Annotated in this window: 16 protein-coding genes; 9 read left to right on the forward strand and 7 right to left on the reverse strand. The window is 65.1% G+C overall.

Going from position 1 to position 16,151, the window contains the following annotated elements; genetic code table 11:
* Positions 1-51 precede the first annotated feature (51 nt).
* A complete protein-coding gene (locus M0209_RS01560) occupies positions 52-1,119 on the forward strand; it encodes a hypothetical protein (protein ID WP_258886413.1) in 1,068 nt (355 codons plus the stop codon).
* Here M0209_RS01560 and M0209_RS01565 read toward each other — a convergent pair.
* From M0209_RS01565 to M0209_RS01590, 6 genes are all read right to left on the reverse strand, one after another.
* Complete coding sequence (locus tag M0209_RS01565; protein ID WP_258886414.1) at positions 1,094-2,092, reverse strand: SDR family NAD(P)-dependent oxidoreductase; 999 nt, start codon at positions 2,090-2,092, stop codon at positions 1,094-1,096. The two genes, M0209_RS01560 and M0209_RS01565, sit on opposite strands and share 26 nt — an antisense overlap.
* On the reverse strand, positions 2,089-3,012 hold the full coding sequence (locus M0209_RS01570; RefSeq protein WP_258886417.1) for an L-threonylcarbamoyladenylate synthase: 924 nt from the start codon (positions 3,010-3,012) through the stop codon (positions 2,089-2,091). Before M0209_RS01570 ends, M0209_RS01565 begins: the two co-directional genes overlap by 4 nt.
* The gene (gene wecC / locus M0209_RS01575; protein ID WP_258886420.1) at positions 3,009-4,262 is read right to left on the reverse strand and encodes a UDP-N-acetyl-D-mannosamine dehydrogenase; all 1,254 of its coding nucleotides are present in this window, start codon (positions 4,260-4,262) and stop codon (positions 3,009-3,011) included. Before wecC ends, M0209_RS01570 begins: the two co-directional genes overlap by 4 nt.
* A gap of 70 nt (positions 4,263-4,332) precedes the next feature.
* Entirely contained in the window at positions 4,333-5,088 is a 756-nt protein-coding gene (locus M0209_RS01580; protein WP_258886421.1) for a metallophosphoesterase family protein, read from the reverse strand.
* A 59-nt stretch (positions 5,089-5,147) separates the two neighbouring features.
* Positions 5,148-5,504, reverse strand: a complete 357-nt coding sequence (locus M0209_RS01585; RefSeq protein WP_258886427.1) for a GntR family transcriptional regulator — start codon at positions 5,502-5,504, stop codon at positions 5,148-5,150.
* A gap of 55 nt (positions 5,505-5,559) precedes the next feature.
* Positions 5,560-6,138: a nitroreductase gene (locus tag M0209_RS01590; protein ID WP_258886428.1), complete on the reverse strand. Its 579-nt coding sequence runs from the start codon at positions 6,136-6,138 to the stop codon at positions 5,560-5,562.
* A 57-nt stretch (positions 6,139-6,195) separates the two neighbouring features.
* Between M0209_RS01590 and M0209_RS01595 the strand changes: the two genes are divergently transcribed.
* From M0209_RS01595 to M0209_RS01615, 5 genes are all read left to right on the forward strand, one after another.
* Entirely contained in the window at positions 6,196-7,098 is a 903-nt protein-coding gene (locus M0209_RS01595) for a M48 family metalloprotease (RefSeq protein ID WP_258886434.1), read from the forward strand.
* 66 nt (positions 7,099-7,164) lie between these two features.
* Positions 7,165-8,724: a peptide MFS transporter gene (locus M0209_RS01600; RefSeq protein WP_258886435.1), complete on the forward strand. Its 1,560-nt coding sequence runs from the start codon at positions 7,165-7,167 to the stop codon at positions 8,722-8,724.
* On the forward strand, positions 8,724-10,121 hold the full coding sequence (locus tag M0209_RS01605; RefSeq protein ID WP_258886439.1) for an amidohydrolase: 1,398 nt from the start codon (positions 8,724-8,726) through the stop codon (positions 10,119-10,121). Before M0209_RS01600 ends, M0209_RS01605 begins: the two co-directional genes overlap by 1 nt.
* 38 nt (positions 10,122-10,159) lie before the next feature.
* The gene (locus M0209_RS01610; protein ID WP_258889536.1) at positions 10,160-11,449 is read left to right on the forward strand and encodes an amidohydrolase family protein; all 1,290 of its coding nucleotides are present in this window, start codon (positions 10,160-10,162) and stop codon (positions 11,447-11,449) included.
* A gap of 14 nt (positions 11,450-11,463) precedes the next feature.
* Positions 11,464-12,156, forward strand: a complete 693-nt coding sequence (locus M0209_RS01615; protein ID WP_258886440.1) for an NnrU family protein — start codon at positions 11,464-11,466, stop codon at positions 12,154-12,156.
* Here M0209_RS01615 and M0209_RS01620 read toward each other — a convergent pair.
* Positions 12,130-13,380, reverse strand: a complete 1,251-nt coding sequence (locus M0209_RS01620) for a dicarboxylate/amino acid:cation symporter (RefSeq protein WP_258886441.1) — start codon at positions 13,378-13,380, stop codon at positions 12,130-12,132. The two genes, M0209_RS01615 and M0209_RS01620, sit on opposite strands and share 27 nt — an antisense overlap.
* A gap of 69 nt (positions 13,381-13,449) precedes the next feature.
* On the opposite strand from M0209_RS01620, the gene glmM reads away from it, so the two are divergent.
* The 3 genes from glmM to thiD are packed head-to-tail and all read left to right on the forward strand — an operon-like array spanning position 13,450 to position 16,150.
* Positions 13,450-14,787: a phosphoglucosamine mutase gene (gene glmM, locus M0209_RS01625; protein ID WP_258886445.1), complete on the forward strand. Its 1,338-nt coding sequence runs from the start codon at positions 13,450-13,452 to the stop codon at positions 14,785-14,787.
* Positions 14,787-15,011 (forward strand): DUF1272 domain-containing protein, encoded by a 225-nt coding sequence (locus tag M0209_RS01630; protein ID WP_258886446.1) that lies wholly within the window; start codon positions 14,787-14,789, stop codon positions 15,009-15,011. Before glmM ends, M0209_RS01630 begins: the two co-directional genes overlap by 1 nt.
* Positions 15,008-16,150: a bifunctional hydroxymethylpyrimidine kinase/phosphomethylpyrimidine kinase gene (thiD, locus tag M0209_RS01635; RefSeq protein WP_258886447.1), complete on the forward strand. Its 1,143-nt coding sequence runs from the start codon at positions 15,008-15,010 to the stop codon at positions 16,148-16,150. The genes M0209_RS01630 and thiD overlap by 4 nt, the downstream gene beginning before the upstream one ends.
* The last annotated feature ends 1 nt before the right edge of the window (position 16,151 follow it).

The raw sequence follows: 16,151 nt of genomic DNA on the forward strand, positions 1-16,151 counted from the left end.
TTGAGCGAGGCAATACGCGCCGCAACGATGCTAGTTGTTGCGCTCTTAGCGATGGCGGCTTTTGCCGCAACGCTCCGCTTCGTCGCGGGGTCGCAGTTGCTTGGCACCTATGTGACGCGGTTCGAGTTCGTGCCGGGTCAGTGGTTCGCCAGAAGCGTTATCGATCTGAAACGTGACCCCGCCAGCACCTGTGTCGTTCTGGGGGCCTCGAACGGTCGCGAGGGCTTCGACCCGGCAATCCTCGCGCGCAACGCGCCCGGCACTGCATTCGTGAACGCGGCCACGACGGGCGGCAACAACGAGGTTGTCGATATTCAATCGACGATTCTTGAGCGTTATGGCCTACATCCGCGCTGTGCGATTGCCGCGTTCAGCACCTGGACGATGTTCCGCGACGGCAGCCCGGACCTCGCCGCCGAGGAATATCTGGCATTGCTCGATTGGGAAGGGGTGCTCTCGCTGACCTCTCGTCCGCTGCTGACGCGCAAAGGGCATCATATCGCTGCAGGTCTCATGCTCCCGCTTCGCACCAATGCCCGCCAGCTCAACCTGCTAATGCGCGTAAGCGTGTCGCATGCGCGCAAGCGCGTGCTGGGGCCCCTCCCGCTCAACCGCTACGAAAGTTACGCAGGGGAATTGCAGTCCCCCGATACCTATAATTACCAGCACACCCCGTCGCATTTGCTGGCCGACTGGGACAGGCTGGTTGCCCGGTCACGACCCTTTTACCCGGCCTCGCGCTACGGAGGCGCGATGCAGGAATCCGCGATGCGCCGGTCGCTCGATCGCCTGTTGCGGTTGACCGGCGGCCATGTCGCAATCGTCGTGACGCCGCAGACGCCTATTCTCGATCCAGCGTCGCGGGCTGCCAAACCGCATTTCGACCGCGTCGTGCAGGCGTATGCCGGCCAGGTTGCCCTGATCGATTGTACGGCGCTGCGCGATATGGCGCTTTTTGTGGATGAGGGGCATCTAACCGCCGACGGACGTGCCATCCTTTCCGCTGAAGTGGGGCAGATCGTTGCCGCCGGGGTCATGTCTGGCCGGAAGGGGTCATCAGCCCATTGTACCGCTTCACCGTCCAGTCCGGCCGCTAAATCTGTCGCGAATAGCGACTGAACCACTCGACGAACTTCGGCAGCCCCACCTCCAGCCCGGTCGTTGGCGCATAGCCCATGTCGCGGGCGATCGCGTCGATGTCGGCGTAGGTTGCGGGGACGTCGCCGGGTTGCATCGGCTGGAAGTCCTTGATCGCGGTCTTGCCGGTTGCCTGCTCGATGATCTCGATGAAGCGCAGCAGTTCCTCAGGGCTATTGTTGCCGATGTTGTAGAGCGCGTGCGGCGCGACGCTGCCGCCGGGTTTGGCCGCGCCGTCGTCGAGCGGCGGCTTGTCGACGCACGCCAGCACCCCCGCCACGATGTCGTCGATATAGGTGAAGTCGCGCTGCATCTTGCCGTGATTGAACACCTTGATCGGCTCGCCCTTCAGCACGGCCTCGGTGAACAGCCAGGGGGCCATGTCGGGCCGCCCCCACGGACCATAGACGGTGAAGAAGCGCAGGCCCGTCAGCGGCACGCGGTAGAGGTGCGCGTAGGTTTCGCTCATCAACTCGTCGGCCTTCTTGGTCGCGGCGTAGAGCGAGACGGGGTGATCGACGCGGTCGTCGACGCTGAACGGCATCTTGGCATTGCCGCCATAAACCGACGAGGACGAGGCATAGACCATCGGCACGGCGCGGGCGCGGGCGAGTTCGAGCAGGTTGAGGTGACCGGTCAGGTTCGAGCGGACATAGGCGCGCGGGTTCTGGAGCGAGTAGCGTACCCCGGCTTGCGCGCCGAGATGGACGATGCGGTCGAATTGCGCGCCCGCAAGCGCCGTTTCGAGCGCCGTCTCGTCTGCAAAATCGACCTTGTGGAACACGAACGGCGCGTTGGTCGGCCGGTCGAGATCGGCAAGCCGCGCTTCCTTCAGCGCGACGGGGTAATAGTCGTTGAGATTGTCGATGCCGACCACGGCATCGCCCCGCGCGCGCAGGGCCTTGGTCACGGCATGGCCGATAAATCCGGCAGCCCCGGTGACGAGGATGTTCATGCGCGGCCCCCCGAACCGACCGCTGCGCGCCGCAGGCGGTCGTTGATCGCCATGCCTATGCCGGTGTCGGGGACCGGCGCAATGGCGATGCGCGGGCGGTGCTGTGTGTCGGCCTGGTGGAGCATGTCGAACAGGCGCGATGCTGCCTCGCTCAGACTGCCGGTGGCGCTAAGCGTCGCATCGCCGGGGATGGAGCCGAAGCCGATATGCCACTCGTCGACGTTTGCGGTCTGGGCATCGATGCGGAGCCGTTTCGCAGGCGCGTAATGGGCCGCGAGTTGCCCGGGGGCTTCGATCTTGGCTTTGGAATTTGCAACTGCGTCGTCGATGACGACGGGGCCAGGGCGGAGCAGGCGGACCTGTCCATCCCCGACCGCAACAATCGTCGATTCGATCCCGCCCGAGGTCGCGCCGTCATCGATGGCCATCGGGATACGCCCGCCGAGGCTACGGAGCACATGTTCGGCACGGGTCGGGCTGATGCCGCCGCTGGCATTGGCGCTGGGGGCGGCGAGGGGCTTACCGGTCGCGGCGAGCAGCGACTGCATGGCGCGATGGGCGGGGACGCGGATTGCGACGGTCGGGAGGCCTGCTGTCACCGCCTTCGCAAGGCCGGCATCGCCGCGAACGGGCAGAACCAGTGTCAGCGGCCCCGGCCAATGCGCCGCAGCGAGTTTCTCCGCGTCGGCATCGAACACCGCCAGCGTCCTTGCGTGCGCCAGATCGCGGACATGCACGATCAGCGGATTGAAGCTCGGTCGCCCCTTCGCGGCATAAATTGCCGCAACTGATGCGTCGCTCGTTGCGTCGCCTGCCAAGCCGTAAACTGTCTCGGTCGGCACCGCGACCGGTTGCCCTGCGGCGATCAATCGTGCGGCTTCGGCGATGCTTTCGTCGCTATACGCCAGAACGCGGGTCAATTGGCCCCCCAGATGCCCCGCGTGTCGTAGACGATCTTGCCCGCCCGCTCGTCGGCGGGGACGGATTTGAAGATGTCGTGGTCGACCAGCACGACCATCGTTTCGCATTCGGCGAGCGCAGTGTCGATATCGATCAGCGTTGCGCCGGTTGCGGCGAGCGAAGCCGGCAGCTCGGCGATGTGCGGCTCGACAATGGCGATGCGGTCGCCGAACTTCGCCGCCAGCGCCTTGGCGACCTTCATCGCCGGGCTCTCGCGGAAGTCATCGACGTTTGCCTTGAACGCGAGACCGAGCAGCGCGACCCGGCCTGCTTCCGCCTCGATCAGCTTGCCTGCGCGCGCGATGACATGGTCGGTCTTGCCGTCGTTGACGTTGCGCGCGGTACGGATCAGCGGGGTCAGTTCGGGGGCTGAGTGAACGATGAACCACGGGTCGACCGCGATACAGTGCCCGCCGACGCCGGGGCCGGGCGACGGGATGTTGACGCGCGGATGCCGGTTGGCGAGCGCGATCACGTCCCACACATCGATGCCCATTTTGTCGGCGACGAGGCTCAGCTCGTTGGCAAAGGCGATATTGACGTCGCGGAAGGCATTTTCGCTGAGCTTGACCATTTCGGCGACCTTGGCCGTCGTCGTGATGCACGCGCCGCGCACGAACGTCCGGTAGAACGCCAGTGCCTTGCGCGCGCAACGTGGGGTGATGCCGCCGATGCAGCGATCGTTGTCGATCAGCTCGACGAGGATGCGACCCGGCAGCACGCGCTCGGGGCAATAGGCGATGGCGACATCCGCCGCACCGTTCCCGGCGTGGGGGAATTTCAGATCGGGGCGAAGGGCCTCCAACGCATCGCGGACCTGGTCAGTGGTGCCGACCGGCGAGGTCGACTCCAGGATCACGACATCGCCCGCTTTGAGTACTGGCGCGATGCCGCGCGCGGCGGTCAGGACGTGACGGACATCGGGCGCGTGATCGTCGTCGAACGGCGTCGGCACGGCGATGATGAAGACGTCGGCGGCCTCCAGCGTCACGGACGCACGCAGCAGCCCGCACTGGACGACGCCCTGAACCAGTGCGTCGAGATCGACCTCTTCGATATGAACGCCGCCCGAATTGACCGTGTCGACGACCGACTGGTGGATATCGATGCCCAGCACCGACGCGCCCGACCGCGCCACGACGGCGGCGGTGGGCAGGCCGATATAGCCGAGGCCGAGGACGGCGACTTTGGTCTGGTGCTTGGGGGCCATGAAATCCTGAAATCCTGCGCGTTTAGGCAGACGCCTTAGCGCAGTTCCGTTGTGCTTGGGTAAACGCGCCTCAGGTGGACAGGAACCAGCGTTCGCTACCTTCCAGCCCGATCGCGGTCAGCCGCCCGCTGGCATAGGCACCCGTATCGATCCCGATGCGATTGGGGCGTTCGTCGATCCCCGCCGTGATCGAATGGCCGTGGACGACAATGACCCCATGATCGCGCGGGTCGTCGAGGAACCGGTCGCGGATCCAGCGCATGTCGGCAGGGCGCTGTTCCTCGATGGGCGTCCCCGGCTTGATCCCGGCATGGACGAACAGATAATCGCCCGAACGCCACGTATCGCGAAAACCGCGCAGGAAGGCGATATGGTCGGCGGGCACATGGGTCGCGAGCAGGGTCACCAGCAGCGTAAAATCGGCACTGTCGTAATCGGCTGCGCTCACACCATAGCTCAGCAACGTCTCGCGCCCGCCGATGCGGTGGAAAAGCCGCGCCGCCGCTTCGTCGCCCTCCCACGCGTCGATGAACACCTCCTCATGGTTGCCCATCAAAAAGATGCAGGGACGCGCTTTGGACAGTTGCGTCAGCCGCTCGATCACGCCGCGCGATTCGGGGCCGCGGTCGACAAGATCGCCCAGCAGAACCAGCGTCGTGTTGGCCGGGCCACGCTCGCGGTCGTCCTCGCCGATGCGAAGCAGCAACTCGTCGAGGCAGTCACGACGCCCGTGGATGTCACCGATCGCATAAAGGCGTTCGCCCGCCGCGATGGTGCGGGGCGGCGGCAGGGGCGTCTTGCGGGAAAAGAGCGATTTCAGAGCCATGGCGCGCGATTACCGGCTGTCGATGAACCGGCGGTGACGGTCAAGGCTGGAATGTTGGGTTAGGCGAAGTGCGTTTCGACCAGCTCGCGGGGATCGAGACCGAGCCGGTCGATCTGGGCGCGGACACTGGGCCAGGTGTGCCGCAGGAAAACCTCGCGCTCCTGATCGCGCAGCCGCTCGCTTGCGCCCTCGGCGACGAACATGCCGACGCCGCGACGGACCGCGACAAAGCCCTCGTCCTGCAACGTCTGGTACGCCTTGGCGACGGTCAGCGGATTAGCGCCGTGCTCGGCGGCAAAGGCACGGACCGAGGGGAGCTGGTCGCCTTCGCGATACTCGCCCGCAAGGATCGAGCCTGCCAGCAGCCCGCGGAGGCGCAGGTAGACGGGGGCAGGTGTATTTTCCACGGCTGTCATGCGACACTAATACACCGCAATCGCTACAGAGTCACGCATTTAATCGGGTGATGGACTATTTGGTCCATTCGCGCACGACGGTTTCAAAGTCGGGACGCGGACGTTCTTCCATTTCGCGCGATGGCGAGCCGAGGAAAACAAACCCGGCAATGCGTTCGTCTGCAGTTCCGAAGGCATCGCGGACGGCATCGCTATAGGCTGCCCAGCCGGTAAGCCAGCCGCCGACGAAGCCGGACGCATGCGCGGCGTTCAACAGGTTCATGATCGCCGCACCGGCCGACAGTTCCTGTTCCCAGACGGGAATCTTGCTGCCCGCGACCGGCGAAGACAGGGCGACGACCAGCGACGGTGCCTGATGCGCGAACTGTTCCATCGCCTCGATCTCGAGGCGACCGGCTTCGGGTTTTTCCGCGCGATAGGCGTCGGTCAGCAATCCGGCGAGCGCCGCGCGTTGGTCCGCGCGGACAATGACGAAGCGCCACGGCGCGAGCTTGCCATGATCGGGCACCCGGATCGCCGCGGCCAGAATGGCGTGGAGCTGGTCCGCATCGGGGCCGGGACCGATCATGTCGCGCGGCTTGCCCGAACGTCGGGTGTGGAGAAGGGCGAGCGGCGATGAGATATCGTTGAACATGAGCGCGCGGCTAACAGCGGCCTCGCCTAGCGGCAAGCGCGCGGCTAGGACGACATCGTGTTTGCGATCGCGCTTGCCCTTGTTCTGACGCCCCAGCAGGCGGCGATCCGCGCCCTTGCCGATCAGGACATGCGTGTGGCGACGGTCGGGACGCGGCTGGCGCAGGGGGCGGCGGCGATGTGCCCCGGCCAGCATCTCAGCACCGCGGGATTGGTTATCCAGGACGCGGCGCAATATTCGGCGGCGACCCGCGACGATGCGCGCTCGGCCCTGATGCTCGGCGAGGGGCCGACGGTTGTCGGCGTCGTCGAGGGCGCGGGGCTGGCCGCACGGATCGGCGATGTCGTGGTGGCAGTCGACGGGGCGACGGTCGCGGCCAGGCCGCGCGCGGGCGCTTACGACCGCGTGGCGCAGGTCGAGGACGCCATCGAGGGGGCAACGGCACCCAAGGTCGCGCTCGACATCCGTCGCGGCGGCGCGTCGCTGCCGATCGATCTGGCGGTTGTCGCGGGCTGCCGCTCGCGGTTTCAGATCGTGCAGGGCGGCCTCGACAAGACGCAGGCCGATGGGCGCTATGTCCAGATTTCGGAGCGGATGCTGTCGCTTGCGCCTACCGACGACGCGCTGGCGGCGATTATGGCGCACGAACTCGCGCACAACATCCTGCGCCACGCCGCGCTGAAGACACCGTCGAAGCTGGCCGAGTACGAGGCCGATCGACTAAGCGTATGGCTGGTTGGACGGGCAGGATATGATCTCGGTGCGGTCATGCCGTTCTGGGAAGCGCTGAAAAAACGCAGCGATTACGGCATCTTCTCGGACGGAACCCACCCAGGGTGGAAAAATCGTCTGGCGGCGATCGCGGCGACGCTGGCCGAAGTACGTGCACAAAAAGCCGCAGGCGCACCGCTCGTTCCTTCGCCGCAAGAAGACGCTTCACAGCCGCCGAAAGCGCGCTAGTCTCACGCGCAACAATGTTACGCTTCGGCGCGCAAACGCCGGACGTCAGCCAAGGGGTCGGATATCTTGAAGAACATGTCGCTGTGGAGTGAGTCCGACTGGATCGCGGCCATCGCCGTGGTCGTACTCGGCGTTTTCCTTGCCATGGGGGCCAAGATCGCGGTCCAGCGCGAGCCGGAGTTCGCCGGGCACCCCAAGGGCCTCTACATGCTGTTCTTCGCCGAAATGTGGGAGCGGTTCTCCTATTACGGCATGCGGGCGATCCTGATTTTCTATCTCACGCAACACTGGCTGTTCTCGGATTCGAAATCGTCGCTGATTTATGGTGCCTACACGGCGCTCGTGTACATCACACCGGTCCTCGGGGGCTATCTCGCCGACCGCTATCTGGGGCAGCGCCGGGCCGTGGTTTTCGGCGGTATCCTACTCGCGGCCGGACACAGCCTGATGGCGGTCGAGGGCGTCGGCGGGCAGAACGACCCGACGATCAACGTCTTCTGGGCCGCGCTTGCTTTCATTATCGTTGGCTCCGGGTTCCTGAAGGCCAACATCTCGGTGATGGTCGGGCAACTCTACAAGCTGACCGACATCCGCCGCGACGGTGCCTACACGATTTTTTACATGGGCATTAACGTGGGCGCGGCGCTCGGTACGATCCTTGTCGCCTATCTCGGCCAGACAATCGGCTGGGGCTATGGCTTTGGTCTCGCGGGTATCGGGATGGTGCTCGGGCTCGTCGTGTTCGTGCTCGGCAAGGGTGCCCTAAAGGGTGCGGGCGAGGCACCTGCACCGCTGGCCAAGTCGAAGGAGTGGACTCTTTATGCCATCGGCGTCGGCGCGGTCGCGGTGATCTGGGCGCTGGTCCAGTCGCAGGGCATCATCCAGACGCTGCTCGGCATCTCGGGTGTCGCGTTGCTGCTCTATGTCCTCTACGAAAGCTTCAAGCTGCCCAAGGAACCGCGCGAGCGCATGTTCGCGATCTTGTTCCTGATTTCGCTCAATCCGATTTTCTGGGGCTTGTTCGAACAAGCAGGCGGGTCGATGAACCTGTTCACCGACCGCTTCGTCGAGCGCGGCAATGTGCCCGCAGGCATCTTCCAGTCGATCAACCCGATCTACATTATCCTGTTCGCGCCGTTCTTCGCGGCGCTTTGGCAATGGCTTGGACGCAAGGGTTTGGAGCCATCTGCACCCGCCAAATTCGGCTTGGCGCTCCTCCAGATGGGCATTGCCAACCTCGTGCTGGTCTGGGGCGCATCGACCTTTGGCGTGGCGGCGATGACGCCGGTGCTGTTCGTGTTCCTCTACTACGCGTTCGCGACCACGGCCGAACTTTGCCTGTCGCCGGTCGGCCTGTCGGCGATGAACCGGCTCGCGCCGAAGCATCTGGCCTCTCTCATCATGGGCGCATGGTTTTACATGACCGCAGTCGGCAACTTCGTCGCGGGAAAAATCGGCGAGGCGACCGGCGGCGAAAGTGGCGAGATGACCAAGCAGGGTCTGCTCGACATCTACAATTTGTTCGGCTGGATCGCGATCGGCGTCGGTGTCGGCGTGCTGCTGCTCTCGCCGATCGTGAAACGCTGGATGCACCTCGATACGCTCAAGGACGAGGAGGCGGCCTGATGTACCGACGGATCGGCGCGAGCGCGCTTGTTGTCGCCCTTGCGGCCTGTTCGGCAGCCCCCGCGCCGAAACCGGCGAGCGTCTCGACCAAACCGGCAACGACCGCCGTCAAATGGAACGCCGACCCGTATCCGTCGACCTACAAACCCTATCCCGCCGCCCCGACCGCCATTCGCGGCGCGACCATCCTCGACGGCGAGGGCGGACGGATAGAGCGCGGCGTCGTGTTCATGTCGGGCGGCAAGATCACCAGTATCGGCGGGCCCGACACCCCGATCCCGGCCGATATCGCGGTGTTCGACGGCACCGGCAAATATGTAACGCCGGGCATCATCGATATCCATTCGCACCTCGGCGACTATCCGAGTCCGCAGGTCGATGCGCTGTCGGACGGCAATGAGGCGACGGGGCCGGTGCGGCCCGAGGTATGGGCCGAACATAGCGTCTGGCCGCAGGATCCGGGGTTTAGCCGGGCGCTGGTCAACGGAGGTATCACGTCGCTGCAGATCCTGCCCGGTTCGGCAAATTTGTTCGGCGGGCGTTCGGTCGTGCTCAAGAACGTCTATGCCCGCACCGTGCAGGGCATGAAATTTCCCGGCGCGCCCTATGGCCTGAAAATGGCGTGCGGCGAGAACCCCAAGCGCGTGTACGGCAGCCGGGGCCAGATGCCTGCGACCCGCATGGGCAATATGGCGGTCAACCGCGGTGTCTGGGCCAAGGCGGTGGAATATAAAAAGAAGCTCGACAAGGGCGGCGACGTGACGCGCGACATCGCGATGGACACGCTTGCAGGCGTGCTGGCGGGCGATATCCTCGTCCAGAACCATTGCTACCGCGCCGACGAAATGGCGCAGATGATCGATCTGTCGAAGGAGTTCGGCTACAAGATCACCGCGTTCCACCACGCCGTCGAAAGCTACAAGATCGCCGATCTGTTGAAAGCGAACGGCATTTGTTCGGCAATGTGGGCCGACTGGTGGGGCTTCAAGATGGAGGCCTATGACGCCATTCCGGAGAATATCCCGCTCGTCCATAACGCCGGGGCGTGCGCGATCGTCCATTCGGACGACGCCAACGGGATCCAGCGGCTCAATCAGGAAGCGGCCAAGGCGCTCGCCAGCGGACGACGGGCGGGGATCGTTATCCCCGAAGAAATCGCGTGGACCTGGCTCAGCTGGAACCCGGCCAAGGCCATGGGGATCGGCGACCGGACGGGCAGCCTGAAGGTCGGCAAGATGGCCGATGTCGTCCTGTGGAACGGCAATCCGTTCAGCGTTTACACCCGCCCCGAGCGCGTCTGGATCGACGGTGCGCTGATGTACGACGCCAACGATCCGAAGCGGCGGCCGGTGAGCGATTTCGAGCTGGGCCAGGCCGGTGAGGGAGACACGAAATGAGCCCGCGTCGTCGCATCTCTCCCCTCGGCATGTTCGGCATGATGTGCGGTGTCATGGGTGGCTTCATCGGCTATCGCGCGAACGCCGAAACGGTCGCAATCACCGGCGGCACCGTCGCCATCGGCGACGGCTCGGCGCCTGTTGCAGGCACTGTCGTCGTCCGTGACGGGCGGGTCGTTGCGGCGGGTGCGGGGGTGGCCGTCCCACCAGGCGCGCGCGTCGTCGACGCAACCGGCAAATGGGTTGCGGCGGGAATCGTCGCCGGGTTTTCGCGGCTGGGCTTGGTCGAGGTCGATGCCGTCGATCCGACCAACGACGGTGCGGCGCGCAATACCGTGTTCAACGCGTCGTTAGATGTCGCCAACGGGCTGAATGCCCGCGTGCCCGCGATTGCGATCAACCGGTCGCACGGCATCACCCGCGCGGTCGTCGCGCCCGATGCGGCGGGCAGCATGTTTGCAGGCCAAGGCGCGGTGATCGACCTGTCGGGCAACGCCAACGACGTGACGCGTCCGCGTGCGTTCCAGTTCATAGAGTTCGGCGAAGCGGGTGCGCGGATCGCGGGCGGCAGCCGCCCGGCAAGCCATGCGATGTTCCGCAACATGCTGGCGGAGGCGCGCGACTATGCGCGCAATCCCGGCGGTTACGACGGGCGGAGTAAGGACGCGATGCTCCAGCGCCGCGATGCCGAGGCATTGCTGCCGGTCATCGACGGGCGAATGCCGCTGGTCGTCCATGTCGAGGGCGGACCCGACATTCTCAAGGTTCTGGCGCTCCGCACGGAATTCCCAAAACTCCGTCTCGTCCTCGTCGGTGCGACCGAGGGCTGGACGGTGGCGCGCGACATCGCGGCGGCGGGCGTTCCGGTGATCGCCTCTGCGCTCAACGACCTGCCTGCCGGGTTCGAACAACTGGCGGCCACGCAATCGAACATCGGGCGGATGAAAGCAGCAGGCGTGCAAGTCTCGATCGGCACCATCGACGACGACGACCCGCGCATGCCGATCCGCACGACGCAATATGCCGGCAATCTGGTTGCGCTGACCAGAATCCCCGGCGCGACCGGTCTCGACTGGGCAAGCGCCTTTGCCGCGATCACGTCGAAGCCTGCCGAGGCACTGGGCCTCGGCGGCGAGATCGGCTCGCTGCGTCCCGGGCGGCGCGGCGATGTGGTGATCTGGTCGGGCGACCCGCTCGAAGTGTCGAGCGCGCCCGAGCGGCTGTGGATCGACGGGGTCGAACAATCGCTCGCCACCCGCCAGACGCGGCTGCGCGACCGCTATCTGAAACCGCAGGAAGGCGCATTGCCCAAAGCCTACGACCGCTGACCGGGGGGATCATCATGCCGCAACTCATCACCGCACTCGCGCTGTTCGTGGGCACGCATTTCGCGATGTCGCATCCGTTGCGCGCGCCGCTGGTTGTACGGCTGGGGACGGCGGGCTTTCAGCTGCTCTATACCTTTGTGTCGTTCGCGACGCTCGGAGCAGCGGTGGTGGCGTTCCGCAGCGTCCCCGTCGGCGAGCCGTTGTGGGCGGTCGGCGATGGATTATGGGCTGTCTCGACGGTCGTGATGCTGGCCGCGAGTATCCTTCTGCTCGGCTCGTTCGTCCGCAATCCGGCGCTGCCTGCACCGGGTGCCAAGGAGCTTGCGGCGCAACCCGCACGCGGCGTGTTCGCAATCACGCGGCACCCGATGATGTGGAGCTTTGCGCTGTGGTCGCTGTCGCATGTCCTGATTGCCCCGCGCCCGCCCGTGATCGTGCTGTGCGCGTTCGTCGCGTTCCTGGCCCTTGTCGGGGCGGCGGGGCAGGACCACAAAAAGGCGGCGCTGATGGGCGATGCCTGGCGGGACTGGGAATCGCGCACCAGCTATTGGCCGTTCGGCGGGCAGATCTCGGGCCGCATTCCTTGGGGTGCGGCAACGCCGGGGATGCACGCGCTCGGCGGCGGACTGGTCGTGTGGCTGCTCGCGACTTGGGCGCACCCGCTGGCCGGGGCAGACATGTCAGCCGGGATTTGGCGCTGGTTCTGATTCGCCCACACGCCTCGCCACGGCGGCGGTAACAGCGACATCCATCGTCACATTGCCGACGGTCCGGAAAATATCGGGTATCGTTTCGACTGCCACGAGCAGCGCCAGCGGCTCGATCGGGACGCCCAGCGCCAGCGCGACCGGGGCGATGTTGAGGAAGAAGGTCAGCGTCCCCGGCAGGCTGACCGACCCCATGGTCGTTATCGCGGAGACCGCGACCCCTGCCGCCAGCGCCGCCGGCGGGACCGGTATCCCGTACCAATGCGCGACATAAAGCGCGACCGCCAGGTTCATCGACGGGCTCGTCGCGCGGAAAATCGCGACCGCGAGCGGCAGCACGACATCGGCGACGCCGTCGCGCACGCCGAGTTCCTTGCTCGCCGCGAGCATCGCCGGCAGCGAAGCCAGCGACGACTGGGTACTGATCGCAACCGCCTGCGGCCCTGATGCTGCCTTGGCGAACCGCGCCAGCGACAGCCGCGCGCCGAGGACGGCGACGAAATAGGCGGACACCAGCACCGCGAAACCCATCGCCGAGACCGTCAACATATAGTGCAAAAAGGCCCCGACCGCCGCCGCACCGGTTCGGGCCCCGACGATGAAGGCGAGCAGGAACACGCCTGCCGGTGCGACTGCCAGCACCCAACCGATGATGACCAGCATCGCATCTGACACCGCCGACATGAATCCCACGATCCGCTCGCGTGATTCGGGCGGCAGGCGCAGCGTGGCAAAGGCGAAGAAGGCGGCGAAGACGACGAGCGGCAGAATGGCGTCGTTTGCCGCCGCCGCGATCGGGTTCGACGGGATCAGCGACTGGACGAACTCGCCGATGCCCACGACCGGTCCCGGCGGCGGCGTGCCGGTCAGCGCTGATTTCAGCGATTCTCCTGCGCCCGCCGACAACGGCCATAAGTCGAGGAAGGCCGGAACGGCCAGTGCTGCAGCAATCGTCGTGATCCAAAGGATCGCGACGAACCAGATCATCGCCCGGGCTGTCAGCCGTCCGGCTCGCGCGGCATCGGCGCTTTGTGCGATCCCGACGACCAGCAACGCGAACACCAGCGGGACCACGGTCATGCGGAGTGCATTGAGCCAGAGCGTCGCGATGGGGTTCGCATAGTCGGCGGCCTGCGTTGCCATTGTCGGGTTCAGGTCGGCCCAGCCGATCCCCAGCCCCAGGCCGAGAACGAGCGCGATGAGGATGCGGGTGGCGTTGGACATGGGCAGTTGCTAACCCGCACGCACCCGCTGTCAAAGCGGCAATGACAGTTTTTGACGCGGCGGGGACAGATGGCACGCAAATTCTTTGGCACCGACGGCATCCGCGGACTGACAAATACCGCGCCGATGACGCCCGAAATCGCAATGAAGGTCGGACAGGCGGCCGGCACTTATTTCCTGCGCGGCGACCATCGTCACCGTGTTGTGATCGGCAAAGACACCCGGCTGTCGGGCTATATGGTCGAATCGGCGATGCAGGCGGGTTTCACAAGCGTCGGCATGGACGTCACGCTGGTCGGCCCTCTGCCGACGCCCGCCATCGGCATGTTGACGCAGTCGCTTCGCGCGGACCTTGGGGTGATGATTTCGGCGAGCCATAACGCGTTTCAGGATAACGGTATCAAGCTCTTTGGGCCTGACGGATATAAACTGTCGGATACTGCCGAGGGCGAGATCGAAGCCCTGATCGAGGGCAACGTCGACCTTGCACCGGCTTCCGAAATCGGGCGGGTTCGGCGGATTGACGACGCCAAGGGCCGCTATATTCATTCCGCCAAATCGACTTTCCCCGAACACTTGCGCCTAGACGGCCTGAAGATCGTTATCGATTGCGCCAATGGGGCGGCGTATCAGGTGGCACCGTCCGCGCTGTGGGAACTAGGCGCAGAAATCGTGGCGATAGGCGTCGCGCCCGACGGCAAGAACATCAACAAGGGATGCGGATCGACCGCACCGGCGCTGCTTCAGGAAACCGTGGTTGCCAGCGGCGCGCATATCGGCATTGCGCTCGACGGCGACGCCGACCGGCTGATCGTCGTCGATGAAAAGGGGCAGGTTGTTGATGGCGACCAGTTGATGGCGCTGATCGCGACCAGCTGGGCGCGGAGCGGCATGCTGGCAGGGGGCGGGCTGGTCGCCACCGTCATGTCGAATCTCGGCCTCGAACGGCGGCTGGCGAGCGAGGGGCTGACGCTCGAACGCACGGGCGTGGGCGACCGTTATGTCCTTGAACGGATGCGCACCAAGGGGTTCAACGTCGGCGGCGAGCAATCGGGGCACATCATCCTGTCGGACTATGCCACGACCGGCGACGGACTTGTTGCGGCGCTGCAAATCCTTGCCGAGCTGGTCGCCACAGGCAAGCCAGCCAGCGAACTGCTCCACCTGTTCGACAAAGTGCCGCAGTTACTGAAAAACGTGCGCTTTTCGGGCGGCAAGCCGCTCGATGACGCGCGCGTAAAGGCCGCGATTGCCGAGGCCGAGGCCGAATTTGTCGGGCGCGGACGGCTGGTCATCCGTCCGTCGGGCACCGAACCGCTCATCCGCGTGATGGCCGAAGGGGACGATGAGGCACAGGTGCACCGGCTGGTCGATATGATCTGCGACACGGTGAAGGACGCGGCCTAGTGCTGGAGATGCGCCCCGATTGCGAACGCTGCGGCACCGATTTGCCGCCGTCAGCAGGTGGGGCATTCATTTGCTCGTTCGAATGCACCTTTTGCGCGGATTGTGCCGAAGCGCTCGATGAGCGGTGCCCGAATTGCGGCGGCGAATTGCTCGACAGGCCGACGCGGGCGAAGGCGCTGCTGGACAAGTTTCCGGTATCGGCAGTGCGGAAATTCAAGGGGTGACCCCCCGCATTCTTGTTATCGCCGGGTCGGACAGCGGCGGCGGCGCGGGCATCCAGGCCGATATCAAGACAGTCACGATGCTCGGCGGTTTTGCGATGACCGCCATTACCGCGATCACCGCGCAGAATACGCTCGGCGTTATGGCCGTACACCCTGTGCCGACCGATATGGTTATCGCGCAGATCGATGCCGTGCTCAGCGATATCGGCGCTGACGCAATCAAGATCGGGATGATCGGCAGCGCCGAGACCGCCAATGCGGTCGCCGACCGGCTGGCACATGTCGATCTGCCCATCGTCTTCGATCCGGTCATGATCGCGACCAGCGGGGCGAAGCTGGCCGATGCGGCGACGATCATGGCGTTCCGGCGACTGATGGCGCTTGCCACCGTCACGACGCCTAATATTCCGGAGGCCGAGGCGCTGGGCGGGGCCGAAGCTATCGGACGGCATGGCTGCCATGTCGTGGCAAAAGGCGGCCACGCCGACGGCAAGTGGATTATCGACCGGCTGCTCGCACCTGACGGCAGCGAGGTCACGCGACTTGAAGCCAAGCGCTTCGACACCGACGACACGCACGGTACCGGCTGCACCTTTGCCAGTGCGCTCGCCTACGGGCTGGGCGCGGGCCTGTCGATTGAAGAGGCTTTCGGCCACGCTATCCGCTTCGTGCGCCTCGCTATCCTGTCCGCGCCGGGGCTGGGAGGCGGCGCGGGACCGCTTGGCCACCAGAATGTTACCGATTTCCGCGACGAGGATGCCATTCCCCTGATGTCGCTCAACCAGATTACTGTCGGTGCGCGCGACTATGCGGCTTCCGTCGCCTTTTACGAAAAGCTGGGATTACGCCTGATCGTCGATAGCCCGGATAATGGCTATGCCCGCTTTGAAGCACCAAATGAGGCGACGATGTCGCTGCATGTCGAGGCGGATGCGACACCCGGACCGACGACGGTCTATTTCGAGTGCGTCGGACTCGACGCCCGCGTCGCAGAGTTGAAGCGCGCGGGCTTTAACTTCGACAGCGAGCCTGTCGATCAAAGTTGGCTGTGGCGTGAAGCGTCGCTGCGCGACCCCTTCGGCAATCGTATCATCCTCTACAAAGCGGGCGAGAACCGACTTTATCCGCCTGGCGCGTGAG

This window comes from Sphingomonas sp. SUN039 (genome assembly GCF_024758725.1).
In the GTDB taxonomy this organism is placed as follows: domain Bacteria; phylum Pseudomonadota; class Alphaproteobacteria; order Sphingomonadales; family Sphingomonadaceae; genus Sphingomonas_O.

What these genes read in the sequence shown, in the direction of transcription:
- M0209_RS01585 (WP_258886427.1), bottom strand. Translation starts at nt 5,504, where the DNA reads ATGACAGCCGTGGAAAATACACCTGCCCCCGTCTACCTGCGCCTCCGC.
- glmM (WP_258886445.1), top strand. Translation starts at nt 13,450, where the DNA reads ATGGCACGCAAATTCTTTGGCACCGACGGCATCCGCGGACTGACAAAT.
- M0209_RS01615 (WP_258886440.1), top strand. Translation starts at nt 11,464, where the DNA reads ATGCCGCAACTCATCACCGCACTCGCGCTGTTCGTGGGCACGCATTTC.
- M0209_RS01580 (WP_258886421.1), bottom strand. Translation starts at nt 5,088, where the DNA reads ATGGCTCTGAAATCGCTCTTTTCCCGCAAGACGCCCCTGCCGCCGCCC.
- M0209_RS01605 (WP_258886439.1), top strand. Translation starts at nt 8,724, where the DNA reads ATGTACCGACGGATCGGCGCGAGCGCGCTTGTTGTCGCCCTTGCGGCC.
- M0209_RS01560 (WP_258886413.1), top strand. Translation starts at nt 52, where the DNA reads ATGGCGGCTTTTGCCGCAACGCTCCGCTTCGTCGCGGGGTCGCAGTTG.
- M0209_RS01565 (WP_258886414.1), bottom strand. Translation starts at nt 2,092, where the DNA reads ATGAACATCCTCGTCACCGGGGCTGCCGGATTTATCGGCCATGCCGTG.
- M0209_RS01610 (WP_258889536.1), top strand. Translation starts at nt 10,160, where the DNA reads ATGATGTGCGGTGTCATGGGTGGCTTCATCGGCTATCGCGCGAACGCC.
- wecC (WP_258886420.1), bottom strand. Translation starts at nt 4,262, where the DNA reads ATGGCCCCCAAGCACCAGACCAAAGTCGCCGTCCTCGGCCTCGGCTAT.
- M0209_RS01620 (WP_258886441.1), bottom strand. Translation starts at nt 13,380, where the DNA reads ATGTCCAACGCCACCCGCATCCTCATCGCGCTCGTTCTCGGCCTGGGG.
- M0209_RS01590 (WP_258886428.1), bottom strand. Translation starts at nt 6,138, where the DNA reads ATGTTCAACGATATCTCATCGCCGCTCGCCCTTCTCCACACCCGACGT.